20 protein-coding genes are annotated in these 24756 nt (G+C 43.7%); 2 read left to right on the plus strand and 18 right to left on the minus strand.

The features are described 5' to 3' along the window. Positions 1–82: 82 nt before the first annotated feature. From NYE58_RS25385 to NYE58_RS25400, 4 genes are all read right to left on the minus strand, one after another. Positions 83–1123, minus strand: coding sequence for an NAD(P)/FAD-dependent oxidoreductase (locus NYE58_RS25385; RefSeq protein ID WP_076129508.1), 1041 nt, complete (start codon positions 1121–1123; stop codon positions 83–85). 42 nt (positions 1124–1165) lie between these two features. Beyond that, the gene (locus NYE58_RS25390; protein ID WP_076104415.1) at positions 1166–2881 is read right to left on the minus strand and encodes an ABC transporter ATP-binding protein; all 1716 of its coding nucleotides are present in this window, start codon (positions 2879–2881) and stop codon (positions 1166–1168) included. 42 nt (positions 2882–2923) lie between these two features. Then, positions 2924–3898 (minus strand): FecCD family ABC transporter permease, encoded by a 975-nt coding sequence (locus NYE58_RS25395; RefSeq protein WP_370510750.1) that lies wholly within the window; start codon positions 3896–3898, stop codon positions 2924–2926. A 62-nt stretch (positions 3899–3960) separates the two neighbouring features. Beyond that, on the minus strand, positions 3961–5019 hold the full coding sequence (locus NYE58_RS25400; protein ID WP_076129506.1) for a FecCD family ABC transporter permease: 1059 nt from the start codon (positions 5017–5019) through the stop codon (positions 3961–3963). A 213-nt stretch (positions 5020–5232) separates the two neighbouring features. On the opposite strand from NYE58_RS25400, the gene NYE58_RS25405 reads away from it, so the two are divergent. After that, positions 5233–6240, plus strand: a complete 1008-nt coding sequence (locus NYE58_RS25405; RefSeq protein WP_076276692.1) for an ABC transporter substrate-binding protein — start codon at positions 5233–5235, stop codon at positions 6238–6240. 88 nt (positions 6241–6328) lie between these two features. On the opposite strand, the gene NYE58_RS25410 is transcribed toward NYE58_RS25405, so the two are convergent. From NYE58_RS25410 to NYE58_RS25470, 13 genes are all read right to left on the minus strand, one after another. After that, positions 6329–6550, minus strand: a complete 222-nt coding sequence (locus tag NYE58_RS25410; protein WP_076276691.1) for a hypothetical protein — start codon at positions 6548–6550, stop codon at positions 6329–6331. Between the two features lie 46 nt (positions 6551–6596). Continuing rightward, the gene (locus NYE58_RS25415) at positions 6597–8573 is read right to left on the minus strand and encodes an ABC transporter permease (protein ID WP_341003315.1); all 1977 of its coding nucleotides are present in this window, start codon (positions 8571–8573) and stop codon (positions 6597–6599) included. Next, the gene (locus NYE58_RS25420) at positions 8563–9330 is read right to left on the minus strand and encodes an ABC transporter ATP-binding protein (protein WP_339244265.1); all 768 of its coding nucleotides are present in this window, start codon (positions 9328–9330) and stop codon (positions 8563–8565) included. The genes NYE58_RS25415 and NYE58_RS25420 overlap by 11 nt, the downstream gene beginning before the upstream one ends. A gap of 134 nt (positions 9331–9464) precedes the next feature. Next, positions 9465–10880 (minus strand): MFS transporter, encoded by a 1416-nt coding sequence (locus NYE58_RS25425; protein ID WP_341003316.1) that lies wholly within the window; start codon positions 10878–10880, stop codon positions 9465–9467. Between the two features lie 199 nt (positions 10881–11079). Continuing rightward, positions 11080–12084, minus strand: coding sequence for a helix-turn-helix transcriptional regulator (locus NYE58_RS25430; protein ID WP_339244269.1), 1005 nt, complete (start codon positions 12082–12084; stop codon positions 11080–11082). Between the two features lie 166 nt (positions 12085–12250). Further along, a complete protein-coding gene (gene cheB / locus NYE58_RS25435; RefSeq protein WP_341003317.1) occupies positions 12251–13354 on the minus strand; it encodes a chemotaxis-specific protein-glutamate methyltransferase CheB in 1104 nt (367 codons plus the stop codon). Between the two features lie 41 nt (positions 13355–13395). Further along, on the minus strand, positions 13396–14994 hold the full coding sequence (locus NYE58_RS25440) for a methyl-accepting chemotaxis protein (RefSeq protein WP_341003318.1): 1599 nt from the start codon (positions 14992–14994) through the stop codon (positions 13396–13398). Positions 14995–15202: 208 nt separating this feature from the next. Continuing rightward, a complete protein-coding gene (locus NYE58_RS25445; protein ID WP_076219667.1) occupies positions 15203–15865 on the minus strand; it encodes a response regulator transcription factor in 663 nt (220 codons plus the stop codon). 37 nt (positions 15866–15902) lie between these two features. Beyond that, on the minus strand, positions 15903–18833 hold the full coding sequence (locus tag NYE58_RS25450) for a sensor histidine kinase (RefSeq protein WP_341003319.1): 2931 nt from the start codon (positions 18831–18833) through the stop codon (positions 15903–15905). Between the two features lie 96 nt (positions 18834–18929). Continuing rightward, entirely contained in the window at positions 18930–19685 is a 756-nt protein-coding gene (sigF, locus tag NYE58_RS25455) for an RNA polymerase sporulation sigma factor SigF (RefSeq protein WP_036676059.1), read from the minus strand. Positions 19686–19696: 11 nt separating this feature from the next. Beyond that, the gene (gene spoIIAB, locus NYE58_RS25460) at positions 19697–20152 is read right to left on the minus strand and encodes an anti-sigma F factor (RefSeq protein ID WP_036676058.1); all 456 of its coding nucleotides are present in this window, start codon (positions 20150–20152) and stop codon (positions 19697–19699) included. After that, a complete protein-coding gene (spoIIAA, locus tag NYE58_RS25465; RefSeq protein ID WP_036676057.1) occupies positions 20149–20502 on the minus strand; it encodes an anti-sigma F factor antagonist in 354 nt (117 codons plus the stop codon). Before spoIIAA ends, spoIIAB begins: the two co-directional genes overlap by 4 nt. A gap of 175 nt (positions 20503–20677) precedes the next feature. Next, a complete protein-coding gene (locus NYE58_RS25470; RefSeq protein ID WP_256718985.1) occupies positions 20678–21814 on the minus strand; it encodes a D-alanyl-D-alanine carboxypeptidase family protein in 1137 nt (378 codons plus the stop codon). A gap of 374 nt (positions 21815–22188) precedes the next feature. Between NYE58_RS25470 and NYE58_RS25475 the strand changes: the two genes are divergently transcribed. Beyond that, a complete protein-coding gene (locus NYE58_RS25475; RefSeq protein ID WP_341004299.1) occupies positions 22189–23202 on the plus strand; it encodes a serine hydrolase domain-containing protein in 1014 nt (337 codons plus the stop codon). 110 nt (positions 23203–23312) lie between these two features. Here the strand turns inward: NYE58_RS25475 and NYE58_RS25480 are convergent, their stop codons facing one another. Then, positions 23313–24644 (minus strand): pyrimidine-nucleoside phosphorylase, encoded by a 1332-nt coding sequence (locus NYE58_RS25480; RefSeq protein ID WP_036676056.1) that lies wholly within the window; start codon positions 24642–24644, stop codon positions 23313–23315. Positions 24645–24756: the final 112 nt, after the last annotated feature.

The following is a 24756-nucleotide window of genomic DNA, read 5'->3' on the forward strand; positions in this document are numbered from 1 at the left end:
TTTCTCTCCGCTCGAAATGGATAAGATCCCCTATACGCCTTATATAAAACTTCAGATTTTATGGTTTGAGAAGCCTCTATCCTTAGTGGTCGTCAACGACTCCAAGCGCTTTATTCTTCTCTTTGAACCGTTCATTGTGAGAAGATACGTAAGCGACTTTGGCCGCGGTTGGGTCTATGTACAGCTTAGCGCTATTAAGCGCCAGAGCCGCATCTGTGAAAGTACCTGCGATCAAACGAACCTTGCTTGCATAATCCACAAAGTCACCTGCTGCGAATATACCCGGAAGATTAGTCTCTAGCTTATCAGTTACATTCGCACACCATTCGCCCATATCAAGGCCCCATTCTTTTAACGGACCAAAATCGCTTTTCAGACCATGATTCACAATGACAGCATCCACTTCAAACTGCTCTGTTTCACCTGTCTCTATATGACTGATCGTAACCTGATCTATCGTTTCACCATTACTGCTGTGTAATTGGCTTACTGCATATGGCGCACGGACATTGACTGAGGATTCCTTCATCCGTACAATGTTTTTCTCATGCCCGCCAAACTGTTCACGGCGATGTGCAATCGTCACACTTGCAGCGATAGGCTCCAATTCATTCGCCCAATCTACTGCGGAGTTGCCTCCACCGGAGATTAGCACTCTTTTACCGCGGAACGGCTCCAGCTCTTGAACGGTATAATGAAGATTTGTCACCTCATAACGATCTGCACCTTCAATTTCAAGCTTTGCCATCTGCAGAATTCCGTAACCAATGGCCAAAATGACTGTGCGGGTCCAATGTTGTTCCCCAGTAGAAGAGGTCAGGATGTACGTTCCATCCTCTTGTCTCTCTTGATTCATAATTTGCTGACCCAGCACAATAGTCGGATCGAAGGTTTGAGCCTGCTCCTTGAGCTGACCGATTAGTTGATGACAAAGAGTTGGGGTTACGCCTCCTACATCCCAGATCATTTTTTCGGGATAGATAAGCATTCTTCCTCCGAGCTCATCCTTCGCTTCAATTAGCTTTGTCTTCAAGTCTCTCATTCCGCTATAAAAAGCTGTATACATCCCAGCAGGTCCGCCACCAATAATGGTTACATCGTATAATTCCAGTTGTTTATTCATTGTGTCCCTCCAAAATTATATTCTAGTGATCCCTTCAGCTACTTAAGCTCCAAACTGCGCTTCATGCAATCGGCTGTAAATTCCGGCAGTCTGCAGCAGTTCCTCATGCTTACCTTGTTCTGCGATGCCACCTTCCGCAACGACAACAATCCGGTCCGCATTTCTGATCGTTGCAAGGCGATGAGCAATAACAAGTGTTGTGCGTCCCTCAGACAACTCTGCGAGCGCCTCTTGTATAGCGGACTCCGTTTCAGTATCCAGTGCAGATGTAGCTTCGTCCAGAATGAGAATCGTCGGATTCTTCAAGAACATCCGGGCGATGGACAACCTCTGCTTCTGGCCGCCAGAAAGCTTGACGCCTCTCTCTCCGATCATTGTATCCAGCCCGGCGGGCTGAGATTTAATCAGTTCTTCCAGCTGAGCGCGCCCTGCAGCCTCCCAGATTTCTTCATCGGAAGCTCCCAATCTGCCGTAAGCAATGTTCTCACGGATAGTTCCGTCAAACAGGAATACATCTTGTTGTACAATCCCGATATGGGAACGAAGTGATTCTAACGTCATGGAGCGAATATCTATTCCATCAATAGAGATGTTGCCTTCGCTTACATCGTAAAAGCGTGGCAGCAAGCTGCAAAGTGTTGTCTTACCAGCACCGGATGGACCCACAAGCGCAACGGTCTCTCCTGCTGAAATCGATAAGTTCACATTGGTTAGCACCTTTTCTTTATCACTATAAGCAAAAGCTACATCCTGGAAGGTTATATTCCCTGACAGATGAGACACTGGCTTAGCGTCTTTTGCGTCATCAACATCTGGCTCCGTCTCAAGCAGTTCAAGATAACGTTTGAAACCAGCGATCCCTTTAGGATAGGTCTCAATGACCGAGTTAATCTGTTGCAAAGGTCCTAAGAAGACATTAGACAACATCACAAAGGCAATAAATTCACCGTAGGTCATCTGCTTCTGGATTACAAAATAGGTTCCGCACACAAGAACGAATAACGAGACCAGCTTCATGAGCACAAAGCTAAAGGATGAATTCCAAGCCATAATTCGGTAGGTCATTAGCTTCGTAATACGGAAGCGTTCGTTATTAACTGCAAAGCGGGAAATTTCATGATTCTCATTAGCAAAAGCTTGCACAACACGGATCCCGCTTACATTGTTCTCTACGCGTGCGTTATAGTCAGCAATGTCCGCGAACATGATGTGGAACGCTTTTGACATTTTGCGACTGAAGTACATGGATAAATAAATCATCAGCGGGACAATTACAAAGGTCAGAATAGCTAATTGCCAATTAATGCTAAGCATGATACCGAATACACCCAGCAGCGTCATCACTGCTATGAATAAATCTTCAGGACCATGGTGGGCAATCTCACCGATGTCCATCAGATCATTTGTCATCCGTGAGACCAAATGGCCTGTTTTATTATTATCGAAGAAGTTGAAAGAGAGCTTCTGTACACGATCAAACAGCTTTTTTCTCATATCCGACTCGATATTAATCCCCAGCTTATGCCCCCAATAAGTGACGACAAAATGCATAAAGGCGCTGACGATATAGATCCCCAGCAAACCGAGGCAAGAATAGAGAATCCATTTCCAATTCCCACTTGGCAGCATATCATCCACTACCCGGTTAACGGCCAGCGGGAAGACTAGTTCCAGCAGTGCAGCAGCAATAGCACAGGAGAAGTCAAGAATAAACAATCCCTTATAGGGTCTATAGTAAGCAAAAAAACGACGCAACATTGTAAAAATCCGCTCCTTCCGGTGAGTGACCATCCTCTTTCATCAAGATTTAGTACGGGCTAGCAAATACAAAAAGTATGGCGCTCCAATTACAGCAACAACGATTCCAGTGGGGATCTCAGATGGCTGTAAGATCCAGCGTCCAATGGTATCCGCTATAATGACTAGCAGAGAGCCGAGCAGCGCTGAGGTTGGCAGCATGAGCTGATGTTTGGGCCCAACTAGCCGTCGCGCCAAATGGGGACCGACAAGGCCGACAAAGCCAATCCCGCCACTCACAGCAACACTTGCCGCAGCTAGACCAACCGCAGCCGCAAGAAGCCGGAATTGTTCTTTGGTTACAGCAGCCCCAAGTCCTACGGCTGTCTGTTCACCCAAATTAAGGACGTTCATTACCCTTGCTTTATAGATGACATACGGCACGAGAATTACGATCCATGGTAGTAATGAAAGTACAAACTTCCAGCTTGTGCCCCAAATACTCCCGGCAAGCCAAGTAGCCACAAACTGATACTTCTCCGGATCCAGCCGAAGAGTCAGCACGATCATCGCTGCACTCATTCCAGCTGCAACCGCTACACCGGTCAGCAACAGGCGCATGGGTTTTATTCCTTCATGCCGTTTATAAGCTAAGACATAAATCAAGGCAGCAGTAATTGCCGCACCAACAAACGCTACCATAGGCAGCAGATACACCGGAGCCGCGGTTGCCGTTGGATAAAAAGAAATTAACAGCATAACCATAATTCCTGCGCCAGCGTTAATCCCTAAGATGCCGGGGTCGGCCAAAGCATTACGAAAGACGCCCTGCATCACAGCTCCGGATACAGCCAAACCTGCGCCTATCAGAACGGAGATCACAATACGCGGTAACCGAAATTGAAACAAGATTAACTCTTGCTTATCCGTCCCTTTACCGAATAACGTATTAAGCAGCTCCATAGGTGTCAAACGTATGTATCCTGTATTCATACTAATAATAAAAGCAATAACAATCAGTACAGCTAAAATAATCATTATAACTAAGCCACGTTTATTTTTGGCGGCTTGGAAGGAATCGAATGAAGTTTTCTCTATCATTACAGTTCCCTCCTTTCTTTACGTGCAAGATAAAGGAAGAAAGGTACACCGATCAGTGCAATAATGGCTCCAAGCGGCGTTTCATTAGGGGGATTAATCATCCGTGCTGTTAAATCTGCAAATACTGCAAGCAGACTGCCGAGAATAGCTGAACATGGAATGATCCATCTGTAATCCACACCTACAAAAAAACGGGTCAAATGGGGAATGATTAGTCCAATGAACCCAACGGCTCCTACTACGGCAACTGATGATCCAGCCAGAATCAATACAATTAAAGTCCCTGCCAGCTTAACAAGCCCTGTGCGCTGGCCTAGCCCTTTAGCAACATCGTCACCTAGGCTGAGCATTGTAATCGACCGGGATAATACCATAGCTCCTATTAACGCTGCTCCTATCCAAGGGAACATGACTTTAAGCTGAATCCATTTCGTCCCAGCCACGCCTCCCGCATACCAGAAAGCCAAATCTTGCCCAATGTGAAAATATAAAGCTACCCCTTCACTCAGTGCTGACAGCAGTGCACTAAAAGCAGCACCCGCCAACACCAGACGTGCAGGAGTCAGCCCTCCCTTGGCCAATGAACCGACCCCATACACAACCCCAGCCCCTACTCCGGCACCAACGAAGGAATATAGGATCAAATACATAAACGATAAGTTCGGGAAAAATGCAAAACAAAGCGCCAGCGCAAATCCTGCGCCTGAGTTAATGCCCATCAAACCTGAATCTGCGAGTGGATTTCGGGTCATCCCCTGCATAATGGCACCCGCAACTGCAAAGCTGGCCCCTATCATGGCCCCGCCAAGTACACGGGGTAATCGTAATTCCCTAATAATCTGATGATCCATGATCTCCGGATTAAAGTGAAACACGGCTGCCCACACCACAGAAAGTTTAATATCAGCCGCTCCGAAGGAGACTGAAACAGCGATACCTAGTGCTAATAGTACCAGACCGCCAACCAAGATTAACGTGGCAGCCCAAGGACGTGAACGGAACTCTTGTATGGCTGACCCTTTATTAGGTCTAATCTTGGAAGATATCTGTTGATTCATGAATGCCACCTTATTTCTATGAAATTGATTCTCATTATCACTATGCTATTGTAAATGAGCCTTCCTAGGTTTGGCAATAGATAGATTTAATAGGAGGCATTTATTTTATTGCATTGACAGGAAATCTAGGATTTGATAAAGTTCAAATTGAAAATAATAATGATAATGATTCTCATTATTATTTGTTGGTACATATATATAGGGAGGTTTATCATGCTAAAAAGAAAGACCCTCTTCCCCATCCTGGCACTCATAATGTTATTGTCTGTATTTGTGACAGCTTGCGGGGGAACGAACAATGCTTCATCTAATAAACCAACAGCAACAACAGAAGCAACTACAGCACCAAGCACTGAGCCAACGGCTGCTCCTGAGGCTTCAGCTGCTGAAATGCGTAGCTATGAAACCACTAAAGGTACTGTACAGATACCTGTAAAACCACAACGGATTATTACAGATTATTATGGTGGGGAGTTGCTCTCCGTAGGAGCAAATGTAGTAGGTGTCGAACCTAGTACCTTTGATAATCCCTTCTTGAAAGACCTGCTCGCAAATACACAAGATGTCGGTGCTCCAGTTAACGCCGAGAAAGCTCTGGAACTTACACCTGACCTGATCGTCGTTATGTACGATGATAACTACGATGCTTTATCCAAAATTGCTCCAACCATTCATATTCCATACGGAACCGCTACAAATATCTATGAAACTGTTAAACTGTTCGGTGACATTGTAGGTGTGCCTGACAAAGCTGAACAATTTATTGCTGACTTTGAGAAAAAGGCTGCTGAAGGCCGCGAGAAGCTTAAAGGTGTCGTAAATGAAAATGATACTTTTGGAATCTATGAGCTGACTGATAAAGGGGAGCTATGGACCTTCGGAAATAATGCTGGCCGTGGCGGACAAGCCCTTTATAACGCACTTAAGCTAAAAATGCCTACTAAGAACAGCAACGACAACCAAACGTTGCAGCTGTCCATGGAGCTATTGCCAGAATATGCAGCTGACTACATGTTCCTCACCACTTATGATCCTGACAAAAAAGGGGATAAGCTGAAAGAACTGAAGGAATCTCCAGTTTGGAACGGACTTGATGCTGCGAAGAACGATCATCTATTTTACAATGATTTTGATACCTACTACCGCTATGATCCGATTGCGATTACCGCACAGATTGATCTGTTCGTAGATATGATTCTTGAACGCAACGGTAAGAAATAAACATAGGCACATACAAAAACACCCCACTTTAGGCACTGTCTAAAGTGGGGTGTTTGGCTATACATAAGAAGTTTCTGTTGAATTTATATCATCTAGTATATTCATTATACTCATTGGTGTTATTTAGTTTTTTGTACATATACTCATCATTTTTAAGCTTATAGAGCTGCCCCATCCCCGCAAATACGAAAAACAGCACTAAAATTAATCCATACGCATAGGTGAATTCACCAATATAAAAGCAAGTGACTATCGCAACAAGGGTCAAGATCATTAATGCGACTGCAATTCTGGAAAAAATCTTTTTCAAATGGAATCCCCCTACGTTTTGTGCACCAATATTATCATATTTGGGATTAAATTGAAATCCCCTTTTGTTCTATTAAAGGAATATCGAGTAGCTGAATATGTGCCAGCATATTGCGAGTGTATATTTTGGTGTATATACGATAAAAAAGGACTTGAAATAAAAGATATGCTCCGCCTACCAACAAACAAAACCACATCGGCTCCAGAGCTGTAGACATTTCAACCCTGGAAGAACTAACAACATAAAAAGAAGACAATGCAATACCTAATGCATACGGGAGAAAAAACAGCACTTTTAAAGGGCCGCCTATAATGCGGGCCACGTCCTTAGAAGTAATTCCAATCTTGTTCAGCTTCCTGAATTTGATCCGCTCACGCTCTAAATCGGTCTGAATACTGAAATGCAGCACTATCCCGGAGGCGCCGAAAAATATTAAACCAACAAATGAAATTACGAAGATTCCAAATCGGCCAGACTCCTGTAACTGTAGATAGTCACTTATTCTAGACTTCGTAGAGAATACGAGGGCCTCTTGCCGTTCATTGCCATACCAGGACTCTGTATTGTCTTTGTTATATTTGGCTAAAGCGGCATTTAATTTAGCATCTATATCCGCAGTTTTTTTCCAATCCTTAAAATTCAGGAGCTGAAGATTACCGATCGCTTTTTTATTTTCCGCTTTCAGCGCCATATAATCCTCTTCGTTTACAATGATATGAAGACCATTCATTAGATTCGGCACAGGGTTAAATACCATGTCAAATAGGATACCTTGTGAATACAGCGTATGCTTCCCGGAAGCAAGCATCAGATCAAAGGTGGGCATTTCCGGTCTTTGATTCTTCCACTCTTCTCCTTGTGCAACTATGGCCAGATTTAGAAAGTGATCTTTCTCCACATGATAATCAGTACCGATTAATGCGTTTATATTCTGGTCCAGAAATATTTTGAAATTAAACAAGTCGATATACTCCAGCTTTTGGTGTGAAAGCAGCGGCGTGGCGCCATGATCCGTGATCTCGCTTAGTATTTTTGGTGAGATGCTATTTTTTCCGAATACTTCTGAATAGGCAATATCATATGGATTGTTTGCAACCGGAATATCCTCAGCATTCCAGGTCAAATAAAAAATAATTCCGCTTAGAGAAATCGTGATGAAGACGAGGAAGGTGATAAGAGAAAGCACTATTTTGGAGCGACCAAGGGTATAGATCAAATTGGAACTAAACAGCAGGTGCTTGTGATATGCTCTGCTTGATCGCGATATAAAAAGTTTCAACCAGTCCCCAAGTCCTGACAGCAGCAAATAAACGCCTAACATACTAATTCCCAGATTTATTAACATCATGCGAGCATCGGAAGGGTTGTAATGAGTGAGCATATTATAAACGGAGATTCCCAAGAGTAAAACTCCGATGACCCCGGTGATTTTCCCATGAATCAGGTTGCGTTCTGCGGTTCTGGACTCTTTTAAAAGACGTAAAATACTGTATCGCAAAGTTAGTAGCAAATTGACTGCAATCACCACTATGTAAATCACCGCGAAGAATTTAATGGTATACAGATAACTATCCGGCGTCAGTATAAAAGCACTGTCCCCAATATTTACAAACAGCGAAACAATAAAGAAAAAAATACCGGAGAAAACTGTCCCTGCACCTAAACCAGTGAGAATCGAGACTAAAGCGATCATGCTATTCTCGAACAAAATGATTTTGCGGATATTGTGGCTTGTCATTCCAAGTACCATTAATAGCCCAAAGTCGCTTTTTCTGAATTTTAAAAAGGCCATTTGAGCATATACAATAAACAGAACAGCAAACACCCTTATCACCAAAAAAGGAGCATATAAATTACCTGACACCATCCCATTCACTTGATAAGGGTCATTAAAATCAGGATTACTGTACAGCGAATAAAATGTAAAAAAGATCATGACCGTAAAGCTGCTGCATAGGAAAAATAACAAATATCTTCTAAGATTCGCCTTAAATATCTGAAATGCCATTCTCCTAAAGGTCATCTTCTCCCCCTCCAATAAAGGCCAGGTTCTCCAGAATCAGATCAAAAAATGCTCTGCGCTCTTTATTCTCTCTAGCAATCTCTAGTAGAGCCTTCCCATCTTTGATAAAAAGCACCCGATTACAATAGCTGGCCGCAAAAGGATCATGCGTGACCATCACTATCGTTGCTCCTTTTAGAGTGTTGAGCTTGGCGAAGGTCTTCATCACCGTACTCGAGGATTTGGAATCCAAATTCCCTGTCGGCTCGTCCGCAAAAATCACATCTGGATGATTAATAATTGCCCTGCTGATCGCCGCCCGCTGCTGTTGCCCCCCTGAAACCATATAAGGATATTTGTCCTTCACCTCATCGAGATCAAATAGCGATAACGTCTCATCTGTGTTGGCATTGATATCTTCTACCTCTTGATCATCCAGCACCATGGGCACCATGATATTTTCCCGTAGGGTCAGACTATCCAGCAGATTGTAATCCTGAAAAACGAATCCCATACGCTGCCGGCGAAAAATCGCAAGCTCGTTCTTGGACATCTCACTTATACTAGTCTCTGCAATTCTTACAACCCCACTATACTCCGTGTCGATTCCGCTTAGTATATTTAAAAGTGTTGTTTTCCCGCTCCCCGAGGGTCCCATAATCGCCACAAACTCGCCGCTATCCACACTAAGACTAATCCCGTTCAGCGCTCGAAACCGATTCGTTTTGCCTTTGCCTTTATATTCTTTCGAGAGATTCTCTACTTGCAGTATGGACATCCTGGCACCTTCTCATTGATAGGTTTGGAGTGAGTTACATTAAATGGAATTCAATCACTCGGTATTACTATAAAGCTAAGAAGGGCGTTCGTTTGTTAGATTGCTCACAGCGCAAAAAAAGCAGGATACCTCCTCTACAATTTCCGCTCCCGCAAAAAACAAAGGCAAAGAAAACCAGTAAAAGCAAGTCCACCGATTGCTGCTAATGAGAAGGAAAACGCCCTTACATAATCCGCTAGATCTGCTTCCAAAAGAGAATGCTTTAGCGAAGCGGAGAATAAAATACCGATTAACGCCACTCCTAACGAATTTGCAAAATACATAAAGGTAGTGATCAAGCCTGAACCCGTGCCCGTGATCTTTGTGGGTACTGAACTAAGCGTAACGCTGACTAGAGGAGTAGTAGCCATTCCGAGACCGAAACCATATATCAATAATAGTAGGATATTACGAGGGTCTAGCAGCTGCGTAACGTCCACATTTAGCTCTAACATAAGCAGCAGAATACAGCTCCCCATCATCAGCGCTCCTATCTTAAGTACACTCATCCCCCATCTTTTGACCATTCGAGACGAGATTAGGGAAGTCAGAAAAAAGCCTATCCCTATAGGCAAGAAAACCATACTCGTATCTTGAACACTATAGTGCAAACCAAATTGCATATAATAGCTCAAAATAAAAAAGAAAGAGAACATACTTAGATAAAGGACAAGAACGGTTGCCAGACCAGCGCTAAATGTTCGATCTCTGAAAATAGACAGATCGACTAACGGTAACGTCCCCTGCTTTCCCTTTTGATTTTCAACCCAGATAAAAGTAAACAACACGAAAAGAGCTAACATTAGACAGCCAAAAATCCACAACGGCCACCCTTGTTTTTGTCCCTCTGACAACGGATAGATCAGCAGGAACAAACCGATCAGCAGTAGGAAGCTTCCAGTCCAATCAATACTGCCCGCCTGCTCAGCCCGTGTTTCAGGTACAATCGGCATTAACAGCAGGACGAGAAGTCCAAATGGCACATTGAAAAAAAATACTGTCCGCCAACCGAGATCGAACGGATTCCAATTCACAATAGTACCTCCGAGGATGAATCCGAATGCAAATCCAATGCCAATCATTGCGCCGTAAATGCCGAAAACAAACCCTTTTTCCTTTGGCAGAAAGCTGACCTGCAGCGTAGATAGAACCTGAGGTTGAATAAGCGCCGCAGCCAATCCCTGCACAATCCGAATAACAATCAGAAGTGCCGGATCTGAGGTCAATCCGCCTAACACTGCCATGACCGTAAACCCGCTCACCCCGATCATCAACATCCGTTTTCTGCCGTATATATCCCCAAGCTTTCCACTAATAATCAACGCCACAGCTAATCCTAGCGAAAATCCGGTAACGATAAGCTGTGCTTCCGAAAAGCTTGCGTTCAAGCTATATTGCATAGATGGAAGCGCAACTTGAATCATATAAGTATTTAATGAAATAAGTAATGTTGGCAGTAAAATAACTCCCAGCGCATACCACCGTCGCGAATCTACTTGTTGTTGTTCCATTGTATGACCACCTTTTTATCTGCAATCTATGAAATTATTATCATTCAGAGTGGTCTTTTTCTCTACCTGTTAAGGGAGGTTCACTCCTTGATAAGGGAGCAAACACAAAAAAACCTCAAGCATGCAGAAGATAACGTTCGATTCCGAACCCTATGTTCTAACACTTGAAGCTTTAAGCTTTCTGCATTTACAAATCTTCCTACAGCCTATTTCGTTCCAAACTCTGTTGTTCGATACGTTTTAAGTATTCGCTTGGATTGCAGCCATAATGCTTACGGAAGGTCGTCGTGAAATTGCTGACATTGCTATATCCGACCGAAACAGCTGTTTTCCCTATATTCAAACCTTCAACCTCCATATACCAGAGCGCTTTCTCCATCCTTTTTATACGTACAAGCTCGAAGATCGTCATGCCAAATAATTCGCGGAAGCCTTTTTTCAGCTTGAATTCGTTGATCCCTACCCGCTTAGCCAACTCACGTATAGATAACGGTTGTTCGAAATGGATTTGCACCAATTCATGTACCCGCTTCAGATTATTAATATCATCATGCCGCAGCGTCATACTATCGCTAACAGAACCGTAACCATCAGACTCACCAAACAAAGCAATAAATTCAAGGGCTTTGCTCTCCATATATAAACGTCTCAATGTTCCATGATAGGTACAGTGGATCATTTCGGAGACACATTTTCGGATTGCCGCAGTATCTGGATAACGATCAATATTTCCACGATGATGTCTAAGCCAGGTTTCCATTTGCTGTGTCTCCGATAAATCTCCGGCGTAATTCAGCAGTTCACTAGGAGCAAACCGTATTTCCAGCAATTGATTGGGGACACCTGCTTTTTTCTCTTCATACACCTGAACATCCTCTAGAAAAAGGACATTGCCCATTTGTTTATCCGTGTAACTTTCCTTGCCGTTCCATTCGCAATAGATTTCTCCGCTTAGATTATAGCTTAGTTCAAACAACGGACAAGCTTCTTGAATGTGGAGCTTCATATCCTGTTCGTAAGTTATGTCCGTATACATAATCTCCATACCTGGACGAATCCGTGTACGGGTGACGCTTCCCTTACCAATATGTGAAGGAATAGTAAGCCGCTGTTCCCATTGGTTATGTTCAACATGCCCCTCTATCCGTTCTGTAAATTGATCAAAAAGATCATGAATTTCCATATTCAATATATTTAAAGTCATCGCAAACCTCTCCTTCTTCGCTCCTTGTATACGATGAGTTACATAATCTCTACTCTTGCTCCGTAAATGATAATTGTTATCACTTGAAAGTGTCAACATGAAACACAAAAAAAGCATTGGCGGATTTTATCCTGCCAACGCTTTTTTAGTAGTAAAATAAGACCGTTCAAACCGATGGAAATGCATCCCTCCGGTATCTCAGCTCCCCCGTAACCTCCATAATTTTCGAGGCTAACAAATGCGAGGGCAGCTCGTAATCCACACAACCCAGCTTCGCGGCTGCTTCAGGCATTTCACTTTCAATAGAAGTTTCTTGCGATTCTACTAGCGTTGATTGGGCGCCAGCGTGTTTGGCAGCCAGCATCCCTTTAGCGCCATCATTTCCCATTCCGGTCATTAGGATTAAATGCTGCTGTAGACCAGTTAGTGCAGATATAGACTCAAACAAGATATCGACCGAAGGACAGTGCCCATTCACTGCAGGCTTTTTCATAAGTTTTATTCTGAGATCCTGCCCCTCCTGAATAATGGTCATATGAGAATTACCTGGAGCGATATAGACGGTTCCCCCGAGCACAGATTGCTTGTCCTTGGCTTCCACCACCCGTACACTTGAGAACCGATTCAGTCGTTCCGCCAATGCTTTTGTGTACTTAGATGGCATATGTTGAACAACCAGAAGGGGATACGGGAAGCTCGCCGGGAGCGAGGAAATTAAGATTTCTAATGCCTTCGGCCCCCCTACTCCGCATCCAATTCCCACGATCTGCTCAATAACTTCTGTACATCCACTCTTAACGTTGTTTTGTTTCTCTTGTCGAGCTTTCACTTTGGAGATGTTTATATTGTTAAGAATAAGAGTTCTTAAAGGAATTTCAGCGGCTTTCTTAATTTTGAATAATAACTCATCTTTTATGCTGTATAGACCAGGTCCATAAGATTGAGCCGGCTTGGATATGAAATCCACTGCACCATTTTGTAGAGCAGTAATGGTTGCTGTTATTCCATCCTTTGTAGCGGAGCTCAAGATAAGTATAGGTGTTGGCCGCTGAGACATTATGCTTGTGAGTGCTACCAAACCGTTCAATTCCGGCATTTCTATATCTATAGCCACGACATCGGGCCTGAGTTTTTGAACCATGCTGATCGCTTCGGATGCATTTCGAGCTACTCCAATGACCTCGAGGCTTGAATCCTCCGAAATTAGGTTCGAGATCTGTTTACGCATGGTTACTGAAGCAGCTACAACGAGCACCTTTATTTTTTGCACTACTTCTCCTCTCCTATCAATGATAATACCCCTGACACTGTTTATTTAACTTTAAAAATAGATACCAGACTATTTAACTCTTCTGCTAGCTGAGCCAAAGCATTGGCGGTCGTTGCCGTTTCACTGCTGCTTGCCGCCATTTCTTCAGTTGCGGCGGATATGCTCTCAATTGAGAACATCACCTCAGACGATTGTGCGGCCTGTTCTTCACTGGCAGCCGCAATTTCTGTTACTTTATGAGCGGTATCGTTCACCATCGTAAGGATATGTTCAAAGGCTTCTCCATTTTTTTGTGAAAAAGCTACTCCTTCTACTACGGCATTTACACTGTGCTGCGTATTCTTCTGCATTTCTTTGATAATGCCCGTGATCTGTTTCGTAGCCCCACTGCTCCGCTCAGCTAACTTTCTTACTTCATTCGCAACAACGGCAAAACCTCGACCTTGTTCACCTGCGCGGGCCGCTTCAATCGCTGCGTTTAGGGCAAGCAGATTTGTCTGTTGGGCAATATCTTCAATCACCGCGATAATCTCACCAATCTTATCGGAGTCTTCCGCAAGTCTAGACATTTGTGTATCCAGTACTGCCATTCCTTCTACGGAGTTCTTAACCACGATCCCTCCATCTTGAGCGATACGCATCGTTTGATCTGAAAGCTCAGAGGCCTGTTCAGCACTCTGGGCTACTGAATTAATCGCCGCAGATAATTCTCGGAACAACTCATTCATCGTTTGTGCTGCACTAGCTTGACTCATACTTCCACTAGCTACTTCCTCTGTACTTGCTGAGATTTGCTGTGCAGCAGCTGAGACACTTTCCGCAGAAGAGGAAATGCCGCTCACAGTGCGTCTTAGGTTCAGAACCATTTCATTAACAGAATAAGCTAGCATTCCAATCTCGTCCTTAGATTCCAGGTTCGACGTTTCGCTTAAATCACCATTGGCCACTTTACCTAGCAGGCGCATTACTTGATTTAGAGGCCGTGCTATGATCTGCGATATTAAAAGACCCAGACCAATACTGATGAGCAGCGCAACAATAGTAACGCTAAAAGTAATCAAACGAGAGGACTGATAAAGGTCATTGGCATTAACAATCGAACCTTGAGCCTGCTTCATATTGATGTCTATTAAATTTTGCAGAAAGTCAGTCAGCTCTGTTGTAGCTGTTTGCAAATCACTTACAAGCAAAAAATTTGTATATTTCTCATTACTAATATTTGTTTTATCAATTTCAATAGTATCATCAAGACTTGTGATATAACGTTGCCAGATCTCAGGATAATCTTTCATTATCGCCAATTCTTCTTCCCTCAACGCAGTCTTGCTATATTTACCCATGATCTCTTCAATATTTTGAACGTTTTTATGTATTTTATCTTCGTATTCTTTCTTTTCTGCCGCTGTTTTAGCGATCGTGTTTATATCACGGATATTGATTCTATTTGTTAAAAATAGTTCATTCGCTTCTCCCAGATAAGCTATAGGTGTTAAGCGATTTTCGTACATGTCCACGATAGAGCGGTCCATCTTACTCAAATTCGTAATTCCATAGAATCCTACAAAGCACAATATTGCGGATACTAACAGAAATGCGGAGATTAACTTCACTGCTGTCCTTAAATTATAAAACCACTTCATTTTCCTCAGCCCCTCATTGGCGTTAGTCATTTTTTAGTAATTCTTAGGAACTATTTCATCATATACGGTAAGCAGATTAAGGTAACCGAAAAAAAATAGCGCGACCACGCAAAAATATTGCGTCGTCCCGCAAAAAAAGCGCAGACCAAAAAATCCCGCCTCACAGCACCGTGAACGGGATTTTGATCTATTTGTTTGTTACGAATTTTCATAGTGAATTGTTGAAATCGGACTCCTTCAATATGCCCAGTCGTTTAGCTTTTATTGCCGCTTCAATTCTTGATTTCACATTTAGTTTTTGGAACAGACTCGTTAAACTGTATTCCAGCGATCGTTGACTCATAAGTACAATCTCTGCTATTTCCTTGTTGCTTTTTCCTTTTGCAATCTCTGTCAGCATTTCATGCTCTTTTTTGCTTATCTTCGGGTTTGCTTGGTCAATATTAATCTCCATTCCTTTAGGTGATACTTTTCTTAACTGTTTAACTAGGGTATGAGGCAAAATGACATCTCCCCTTAAAGCACAACGCACTGCTGCAACCAACTGCTCTCTATTGGTCGTTTTTGAAATAAATCCAAACAAACCCGATTCGATCATCAAGTTGAATTTGTTTGTAATTTCGTATCCGGTGTAGATTAAGATAATCGCGTCTGCGTTTATTTTTAAGACTTCCTTCGCCAAATCAATCCCATTCCCATCAGCGATATGAAGATCAAATAACATTACGTCAAACGTATGGCTACCCACCATGTTAAGCGCCTCATGGGCTGAATTGGCTAGGGTAACCTCCATATCTCCCTCTTGTTCCAGTATCATCTTAGTCCCTTCCATGACAGAGGGATGGTCGTCCACTAACAAAATTCGAATCATGCCTAATACACCCCTATCCCCTTATTATGCCCCATGATTAATCTGCAGGTATGGATATAAAGACAGCTAATCCCTTATTCTCTGGCGAAAGAAATCGTATGGTCCCATCCATACTGCGAACCCTTTCTTTCATCCCATAAATCCCCATGCTCTTAAGAGAATCCTCTCCTAAAAGGCTCATTCCAATTCCGTTATCTTCATAATCCAAAAGCACCTGTTGCCCTTCGCTAGCTAAGGAGATACGTACTTCTGTGGCACAGGAATGTTTAGCTGCATTAGCCAAAAGTTCCTGCACAATACGGTACAGACCTATTAGAATCTCGTCTTTTAACTTATGCTTGAAAGCTGTTGACTCAAAATAAATCTGATAGTCGTTCCGCAGCTGAGCAAATTCAAACAACGTCTCAAGTGAGGAAGCAAGCCCCTCATTGATTAATGCTGGTGGCCTAAGCTCATTGCAGATCATCCGCAGTTCGTAGATAACATCGAGTAAACCTTCTGTGATCTGTTCTAGCTGCTCCTTTAGTTCCCCCGTAACGGATTTATCACTTAAAAAATTATCAAGCTTACGATACCAGATGATCTGTTCTTGAAGTGCTGAATCATGTAAATCTTGAGCCAGCCGTTTGCGTTCATTCTCGGATAAATTAAACATAAAGCGCAGCAACCATGTCGGAGCTTGCTCGGAAGCCGCTAACTCAAGGTCCTTAGTTAGATCTTCTATGAGCAAAAAATTATCAAATAACACACTAACATAACGGGTAATCGTCTTCAGCCACACTCGAACAGAACTTATTTCTAATAAAATAGACTTCTCATTAATGGATAGAATATAGCTTTTTCTTCGGAACTCTCCGATCTTCAGTGAATAGCCCCGCTCGGTCTCAATAATCTCGCATATTTTATCATGGTTATCTTCAACTTCAATCATACAAATATTGGTAACCCGTAAGACCTCTCTAACTTCTTTTAGTAATCGTTGTTCCATGTGACTGATCTTCATCGCACCAAACAAATCTTGCGAGAATTGATCAAGACTCATCTGTAAGTTGAAATACCTTTCCTCGCTGTTCCGAATGATCTGCTCTGTGAGCTGTCTTTCCACCTCAATTTTTTTCCGATCACTGATATCCCTAAAGATAGAGATACATGCAACCTTACCCTTGTATAGAATTGAGCTAGCTGTTACTTCTACATCGATAATAGATCCATCTGACCGCACGACCTTTTGTTCAACAGGAGCTAATATCCGATTGGGTCCATAATAGATTTCACGCATCCGATCTCTAGCCAGCGTTATATAGTCCGGGTGGGCCCAATTAAAAATAGAGGTGCCAATCAATTGATCCTCACTGCAAACTCCAAACAATCCTAAACAGGAAAAATTCACATAAAGGAATTTATATTCACTATGGAGTACTACCGCTTCAGGTGACATATCAATAAGCAGCCGATTGAGTTCCTCGCTTTCTCTAAGTTCACTCTCCATCTGGACCCTTTTTGTAATGTCTCTCGCTACGATCACAATACTAACTACTTCTCCATCCTCACCAAGAACAGGTGTACCCAAGCATTCCAGGTCTATAATGTGACCTTTGATGTGAATAAACCGATTGTAAAACATCTTACATACTTTTGTCCGAAAAATATCCAAGATCTGTTCCCGCAACACTTCTTGTTCATCAGGATGAATATACTCCAAAATAGTTGTGTTCTTTATTGAACCTACAGGAAGACCAATAATTTTCTCACAAGAGGACGAAGCAATAATGAAGTTCCCTTGCTGATCCAGAACCCCAATCATATCCTCCATATTCTCTGTAATAAGCCTGTACTCCGCCTCCCGCTGAGCCAGCCGCTTTTCTACCTCCACAGATGCAGTGGTATCTCTTGCGATAACAAAGGTACCCACAATTTGATTGTTTTCATGTGCAGGGATGTTTTTCATCGACCAATGGTTAACTAATCCATTCTCGCGGACAGAAGTAACCGTATAATGCTGCAGAACTCCGCCAACCGTTTTATCAAAATAATCAGACATCATATGCGAATTCTCTGCGCCAAATAAATTCACAATGGATAAGTTCTCTCCGAATCTATTAAAAGCTTCGCCAGTAATTTGCTCTGCCGCTGGATTGATAGCCACAATGCTGCCCTGCAGATCCAATTCACACACGATATCTGGATTATGGTCAAACAGGGATTTGTAGCGCTGCTCACTTTTTAATAGAACCTCTTGCATCTGCTTTTTTTCCGTATGGTCGATTAAGATCCCATTGAGCCGTACCACTGCCCCTGTCTCATCCATACTGGGAATGATCCTGACTTGGACCCATCGGAGTTCACCGCTGGCATGGATGATCTGATATTCACTGAGATTGCTTATTCCTTGCCCCACTGTAGTTATAATCTCTTGAATTAAAGGCCGCTCTTCTTTAGGAGCAATTCTTAGCCAAAAGTCATCTTCCTTCGCCTGTTCTGCTGAATATCCCGTGATATTGAGAATGGCATCCGATATGAATAACATTTTCCGTGATACGTAGTCGTATGACCAAATCGCCACATCGATCGCAGCAAACATCTGCTGATACAGAGAAAAGCTACTCTCTAACTGGGCTTGAGCATTTTTTTGTTCCGTGATATCTATGATGACGCCATCTATTCGACAAACCTTATGCTCTTGATTAAAAACGGGCGTGCCTATACTTTGAACCCACTTCAGCGCTTTTGCAGGTAACTGCATACGATACTCAAGATTACATAGGTGACCAGAGTATAATTTATCTATATACGCATCAAACCGTTCAAGATCCTCACCGTACACATATTCACGTAAAAAATTGGGGTTATGCGTTAAAGCATGATCTGAACAGTCCACCCATTTCTCCAAAACATTCGACATTGTCAGCAAATTCGCTTCCATGTCAATAGACCATGAGGTCATATCCTTGTCGCCAAGTGAATGCATATTGAGATTCCCTCCACATAAAAAGCCCCCCCTTTTCGGGGCGGCTTTTTCTTCCTATTCGCTATTTCGCAAGCGTCTTTACATTTTAGCCATTATCTACTGAGCAATCTGCTCGCGGATATTCTGCAATATTTTCTTCTCCAGCCGGGATACCTGCACTTGAGAAATCCCAAGGCGACTGGCAACCTCTGACTGCGTTTGGTCACGGTAATACCGAAGATAAACAATCAGCCGTTCACGCTCGCTGAGACCTCCGATAGCCTCATTCAGTGCCAGCTTATCAAACCAGCGTTCCTGTGATTCGTCAGCGATTTGATCAATCAGTGTGATCGGGTCGCCATCATTCTCGAACACAGTCTCATGAATCGAGGTCGGTGGCTTGTTAGCTTCCTGAGCAAATACCACTTCTTCAGGGGTAACTCCCAGTGCCTCAGCAACTTCACCGATGGTAGGCAGACGGTCCAGCGTCTTAGACATTTCATCCTTCATCTTGCGGACCTTATTAGCCATCTCCTTAAGAGAACGGCTAACTTTCAAGGTTCCATCGTCGCGAAGGAAACGCTGAATCTCGCCGATGATCATCGGCACGGCATAAGTGGAGAATTTGACCTCATAGCTGAGATCGAACTTATCAACGGACTTCAAGAGCCCGATGCAACCGATCTGGAACAAATCGTCAGGTTCATACCCGCGGTTCATAAACCGCTGCACTACCGACCAGACCAACCGGATATTGCAGCTAACTAGTGTGTCTCGGGCAAGATTATCTCCGGCCTGACTGAGCGCGATAAGACGTTTGACCTCCGCATCGTCCAAATAGGTCGGCGGAGCTTTTTTTGACTCTGCATCCATGGCTCCAACCCCTAATTGTATAAAGCTTTTTTCGAAACGATGGTTTTCTTCATTGAGATCGAAGTGCCGTGTCCCGGTTCACTAGTGACTTCAAATTCATCCATGAAATTCTCCATAATGGTAAAGCCCATGCCCGACCGCTCCAGCTCTGGCTTTGAGGTATATAGCGGCTGTTGTGCCAGCTCCAAATCCTCAATGCCCCGTCCCTGATCCTCAATGGTTAAATGTACCGTTTCGTTGTCCAGCGAAGCTGAAATAGTCACAATACCTTCCGGATCACTATCATACCCATGAATAATACAATTGGTGACCGCCTCCGACACGACTGTCTTCAGATCATTCAGTTCGTCCATTGTAGGATCAAGCCTAGAAACGAACGCCGCTACAACTACACGCGCGAATGATTCGTTCTCCGAGAGTGCAGCGAACTGCACGTTCATGAAGTTACCAGCCTTACCATTTGTCATAACGCAACCTCCAAATCCGAGAGTGCAGTGCTCTCGTCGTCATATAGGGGCATGATCTTGAACAGGCCTGACATTTCCAGAAGTCGCTTCACAGGTGCCGTTGCATCACACACCACCATTTTGCCGCCTTTACTATGGATCAGTTTATACCTTCCCAGAATTACGCCGAGACCCGAACTGTCCATAAACTGCAGATGCTTAAGACTAAGGATCAAATGCGATACCTGACCCCGCATAATCGCTTCATCCATATCCATTCTTACAAAATCGGCGGCATGATGATCGAGTTCCCCAGATAAACGGACAATCAGCACACCCCTGTGATGCTCCATTTCCACATTAGAATTCATGCTTGCCACTCTCCTCTTCGTTGCTTTGAAAACTTGGCCTTAAGAGACAGTACCTATTCTCTTCAAGGACAAGGTTTCTACGTGGCAAATCAGGAATCCTGCCTCACGACAAAACTAGAAGAAAACCCCTATGAATCTACAAAGCACATGGGCGCAATCTACAAAAAAGCTCTTTTTAATCCATGCCGAACATCGAGCCTGTTGTACGTTTAAAGAGCTTCCACCAGCCTGCTTTTGCCACAGCTTCCCCTGCTTTAAGTTCATACTCTTTAATCACTTGGGTTCCTTGGTAGACAACCAGCTTGCCTATGGACTGGCCTTCAGCCACTGGTGCCTTCACGCTTTCTGGAAGTACTAGTTCGTGACGAATGCCTTCTTGGGTCACACCTTTTTTCAAAAGAACACTATACGTCTCTTTCGCCTTAATCGGCAGCTCGGACTTCACACCCTTCTCAATCTTAAGGGTACCGATAGCGTCCCCTTCTTTGTGAATAGTGTGGATCTTATATTGCGAAAAGAGATAGTCAAACATGCCCGACACTTCACTGTTACGTGTCTTCGTGTTCGGCTCACCCAGCACAACAGCAACAGCACGCAGACCGTCTCTTGCAGCCGTAGCGGATAAGCAGAATTTTGCTTCAGCGGTATATCCTGTTTTCAGTCCATCAGCGCCTGTATAGAAACGTACAAGCTTGTTCGTGTTTACCAACCAGAATGGTTTGGTGGAATCCTTACGCAGATAATCCTGATAGGAACCGGTATATTTGATAATTCTATCATGCTTTAAAAGCTCCCGGCTAATTACCGCAATATCGTAGGCTGAGGAATAGTGATTAGCAGCTGGAAGACCGTTGCAATTGGCAAAGTGGGTATCTTTCAGACCCAGCTCTTCCGCTCTTTTATTCATCAGATCGACAAAAGCGCTCTCCGAACCCGCTATTTTCTCTGCCATTGCCACAGATGCATCATTACCGGAGGCCATAGCGATGCCTTTGAGCATCTCATCCACCGACATTTCTTCACCAGGCTCCAGGAAAATTTGCGATCCGCCCATCGATGCGGCATATTCACTCGTGCGCACCTTATCCGTCAGTTGCAGTCTTCCTTCATCCAGTGCTTCCACCGTAAGCAGCATCGTCATAATCTTCGTAATACTTGCGGGAGGCAGCTTATCATGGCTGTTCTTTTCATAAATAATAGTGCCAGTGCCTGCATCCATCAAAATCGCAGAACGCGCACCAGGCGCAAGATCTACAGCGGCAGCATTACTGCCAGAATCCTTGCTTTTTTCCTCAGCATAAGCACCTGACATCGGTCCTAGAACCGACACAACGATACAGAGCACAAGCACAGCAAAACGCATTTTTCTCACAATGGTTCCCCTCCTGAACGTTAACCTTCATATCACAGGTACTGTGTTCCAGTTTCGTCAGAAAGGGTGGAAATTATTCCATTTCCAAGTAAATAACTATAATAATTTATCGCAAGAAGTAATGATGTTGTCAATAAAAAAAAGCCCAGCAGCAGTTGCAGAGCATTTTTATTATAGGGGAGATCAAAAGTTAATTCAATTTTTAAGTATTTCCAATTTTTCCGTACTCATTTAACCTCCCTTTGAAGGAAATTGGAATATTTTAACGAATGGTATTTAAGAACTTAACTGCTTATAGAGGAGTGAATATACAGATGAACCACCTTGCAGATTGTATTGAAGCAGAAGCTAAACAGAACAATTTCTCTGGTGTAGTGCTGGTACAACAACCTGATAAAGAAGTCATCAGCAGTTGTTACGGTTATGCCAATAAGTCGGATAAGCGCGAAAACAATATTCATACTCGGTTCGGCATTGCTTCCGGGTGTAAAATATTTACCGCGATCGCTGTCTGCCAGCTGGTCGATCAGGGATTGATTTCTTTTGAAAGTAGACTAATAGATTATCTTAAAAAAGTAGATTTTCCTCTCTTTAGTCCCAACATCACCATTCATCAGCTGCTAACGCATAGCTCTGGTATTCCGGATTATTTTGATGAACCAATTATGGATGATTTCGAGGACCTGTGGAAGGCACGGCCTATGTACACCTTGCGACAGCTTGAGAATTTTGTGCCGATGTTCCGAACCCTTCCCATGATGTGGACTCCTGGCGAACGTTTCCACTACAACAATGCCGGCTATATCGTGCTAGGCCTTCTGGTGGAGGAATTGAGTGGAATGACTTTTTCCGATTATGTAGAGCATCACATCTTTAAGCCTTGCGGAATGGAGCAATCCGGTTACTTTACGTTAGATGCCTTACCTGCCAACTGTGCACTAGGATACATAGAGGAAGAGAACGGAAACTGGAGAACCAACATCTACTCAATCCCGGTAAAAGGAGGCGCTGACGGTGGAGCTTTCGTCACTGCCCCCGACATGCAGCTATTCTGGAGCGGGTTAATGAACCATACATTATTGAGTCCAGTACTCACTTCATTATTGCTTACTCCCCATGTACATGTGGATGGCGAAGGCTATTATGGTTATGGTGTATGGATTACCCTCCGCGAAGAAAAAGTGTTCAAATTTCACATTATGGGCTATGATCCCGGTGTTTCCTTCCGGTCGGCTATCTATCCAGCTAGTGGCGAGACTGTGGTCGTATTATGTAATACAAGCAGCGGGGCTTCGCAGATATTCAATAAGATTAATAATCAGTTATAAATATTGCACCATTGAGCAAAACGCAAAGCAGCGACCTTCCCGTTATGGGAGGATCGCTGCTTTGTTGTTTGTTTAAGGCCATAGCCATGACAATATTTATATTGCCTAGGCTAGTACCGTGTTACTCCATCTTTAGTAACAAGCGCAAATACCAGAGGTTGGGCAGGAACAGGTTCAGAAGTGATACGGTAGGCTTCTAACACCTTACCTTCAGCTTCCTCTACTTTCTTCTCACTGGCATCATTGATATGCAAGACTGCAAGCGTCTCACCGATCTCTACAGCATCTCCAACCTTTTTAGAAAGTTGAATTCCCACAGCCAGATCGATTACGGATTCCTTAGTTTCACGTCCAGCTCCAAGCAGCATAGCCGCAACGCCAATTTCCTCGGCCTGAATCCCTTCTATGAACCCTTTGGTTTTTGCTTTCACTTCAATGAATCGCTTAGCCGTAGGGAGCTTCTCCGGAGAATCAATTTGCGATACATCTCCACCTTGTGCCTTCACGATTTGTTTGAACTTCTCTAGCGCACTGCCATCTTCAATATGCGTCATAAGAATCGAACGTGCCTCCGCTTCATCCTTGGCTTTGCCGCCAAGAACAAGCATCTGGCTACCCAGAATAAGACAGACCTCCTGCAGATCCTTCGGACCGTGACCCTTCAAGGTCTCGATTCCTTCCTTAATTTCCAACGCATTTCCGATCCCGTAACCAAGCGGCTGGTCCATATCACTGATAATCGCAACGGTATTGCGACCCAGATGCGTTCCAATGTCAACCATCGCCTGAGCGAGTGCTATAGAATCATCCAGCGTCTTCATAAAAGCACCGCTGCCTGTTTTGACATCCAACACGATCGCATCCGCACCTGCTGCAATCTTCTTGCTCATCACAGAGCTTGCAATAAGGGGGATGGATTCAACTGTTGCAGTTACATCCCGAAGGGCGTACAGCTTTTTGTCTGCGGGTGTAATGTTACCCGACTGGCCGATCACGGCAGCCCCGATCTCCCCTACTTGGTCAAAGAAACGCTCACGAGCCATCTCGATAGAGAAACCACTGATGGACTCCAGCTTATCGAGCGTGCCTCCAGTGTGCCCAAGTCCACGGCCGGACATCTTCGCTACCGGTACTCCAGCAGAAGCTACCAAGGGTGCCAGTACTACAGTTGTTTTATCGCCCACTCCGCCTGTGGAGTGTTTATCGACTTTAATACCTGCGATTGGACTAAGATCTACTTGATCGCCGGACATCGCCATTTCCATCGTTAAATCGCCGGTCTCCCGCGCGTTCATGCCTTGAAAATAAACAGCCATTGCCCATGCAGAGAGCTGATAATCAGGCACTTCACCTTTACTGTAGCCCTGTATTAAAAAGGAAATTTCCTCACGACTCAGCTCTCCACCATCTCTTTTTTTCTGAATAATATCGACAGCTCTCATATTACACCTGCACTTCACGGACAATTGCGCGAGCAAGTCCGATAAATTTTGGTCTAGTCAAATTAGTTACCTTCATTATCTGTTCAAACGTCAATGGCTCAAGCTCATTCAC

The organism is Paenibacillus sp. FSL L8-0708, from assembly GCF_038009325.1.
In the GTDB taxonomy this organism is placed as follows: Bacteria; Bacillota; Bacilli; order Paenibacillales; family Paenibacillaceae; genus Paenibacillus_AQ; species Paenibacillus_AQ odorifer.

Excerpts from the sequence above, each read along its gene's own strand:
- NYE58_RS25425 (WP_341003316.1), bottom strand. The coding sequence starts at position 10,880 with ATGGAACAACAACAAGTAGATTCGCGACGGTGGTATGCGCTGGGAGTT.
- NYE58_RS25470 (WP_256718985.1), bottom strand. The coding sequence starts at position 21,814 with ATGTCAGGTGCTTATGCTGAGGAAAAAAGCAAGGATTCTGGCAGTAAT.
- NYE58_RS25390 (WP_076104415.1), bottom strand. The coding sequence starts at position 2,881 with ATGTTGCGTCGTTTTTTTGCTTACTATAGACCCTATAAGGGATTGTTT.
- NYE58_RS25420 (WP_339244265.1), bottom strand. The coding sequence starts at position 9,330 with ATGTCCATACTGCAAGTAGAGAATCTCTCGAAAGAATATAAAGGCAAA.
- NYE58_RS25385 (WP_076129508.1), bottom strand. The coding sequence starts at position 1,123 with ATGAATAAACAACTGGAATTATACGATGTAACCATTATTGGTGGCGGA.
- NYE58_RS25480 (WP_036676056.1), bottom strand. The coding sequence starts at position 24,644 with ATGAGAGCTGTCGATATTATTCAGAAAAAAAGAGATGGTGGAGAGCTG.
- NYE58_RS25400 (WP_076129506.1), bottom strand. The coding sequence starts at position 5,019 with ATGAATCAACAGATATCTTCCAAGATTAGACCTAATAAAGGGTCAGCC.
- NYE58_RS25450 (WP_341003319.1), bottom strand. The coding sequence starts at position 18,833 with ATGCATTCACTTGGCGACAAGGATATGACCTCATGGTCTATTGACATG.
- spoIIAA (WP_036676057.1), bottom strand. The coding sequence starts at position 20,502 with ATGAATTCTAATGTGGAAATGGAGCATCACAGGGGTGTGCTGATTGTC.
- NYE58_RS25440 (WP_341003318.1), bottom strand. The coding sequence starts at position 14,994 with ATGAAGTGGTTTTATAATTTAAGGACAGCAGTGAAGTTAATCTCCGCA.
- NYE58_RS25415 (WP_341003315.1), bottom strand. The coding sequence starts at position 8,573 with ATGACCTTTAGGAGAATGGCATTTCAGATATTTAAGGCGAATCTTAGA.
- NYE58_RS25395 (WP_370510750.1), bottom strand. The coding sequence starts at position 3,898 with ATGATTATTTTAGCTGTACTGATTGTTATTGCTTTTATTATTAGTATG.
- sigF (WP_036676059.1), bottom strand. The coding sequence starts at position 19,685 with ATGGATGCAGAGTCAAAAAAAGCTCCGCCGACCTATTTGGACGATGCG.
- NYE58_RS25405 (WP_076276692.1), top strand. The coding sequence starts at position 5,233 with ATGCTAAAAAGAAAGACCCTCTTCCCCATCCTGGCACTCATAATGTTA.
- NYE58_RS25445 (WP_076219667.1), bottom strand. The coding sequence starts at position 15,865 with ATGATTCGAATTTTGTTAGTGGACGACCATCCCTCTGTCATGGAAGGG.
- spoIIAB (WP_036676058.1), bottom strand. The coding sequence starts at position 20,152 with ATGACAAATGGTAAGGCTGGTAACTTCATGAACGTGCAGTTCGCTGCA.
- NYE58_RS25475 (WP_341004299.1), top strand. The coding sequence starts at position 22,189 with ATGAACCACCTTGCAGATTGTATTGAAGCAGAAGCTAAACAGAACAAT.
- NYE58_RS25430 (WP_339244269.1), bottom strand. The coding sequence starts at position 12,084 with ATGACTTTAAATATATTGAATATGGAAATTCATGATCTTTTTGATCAA.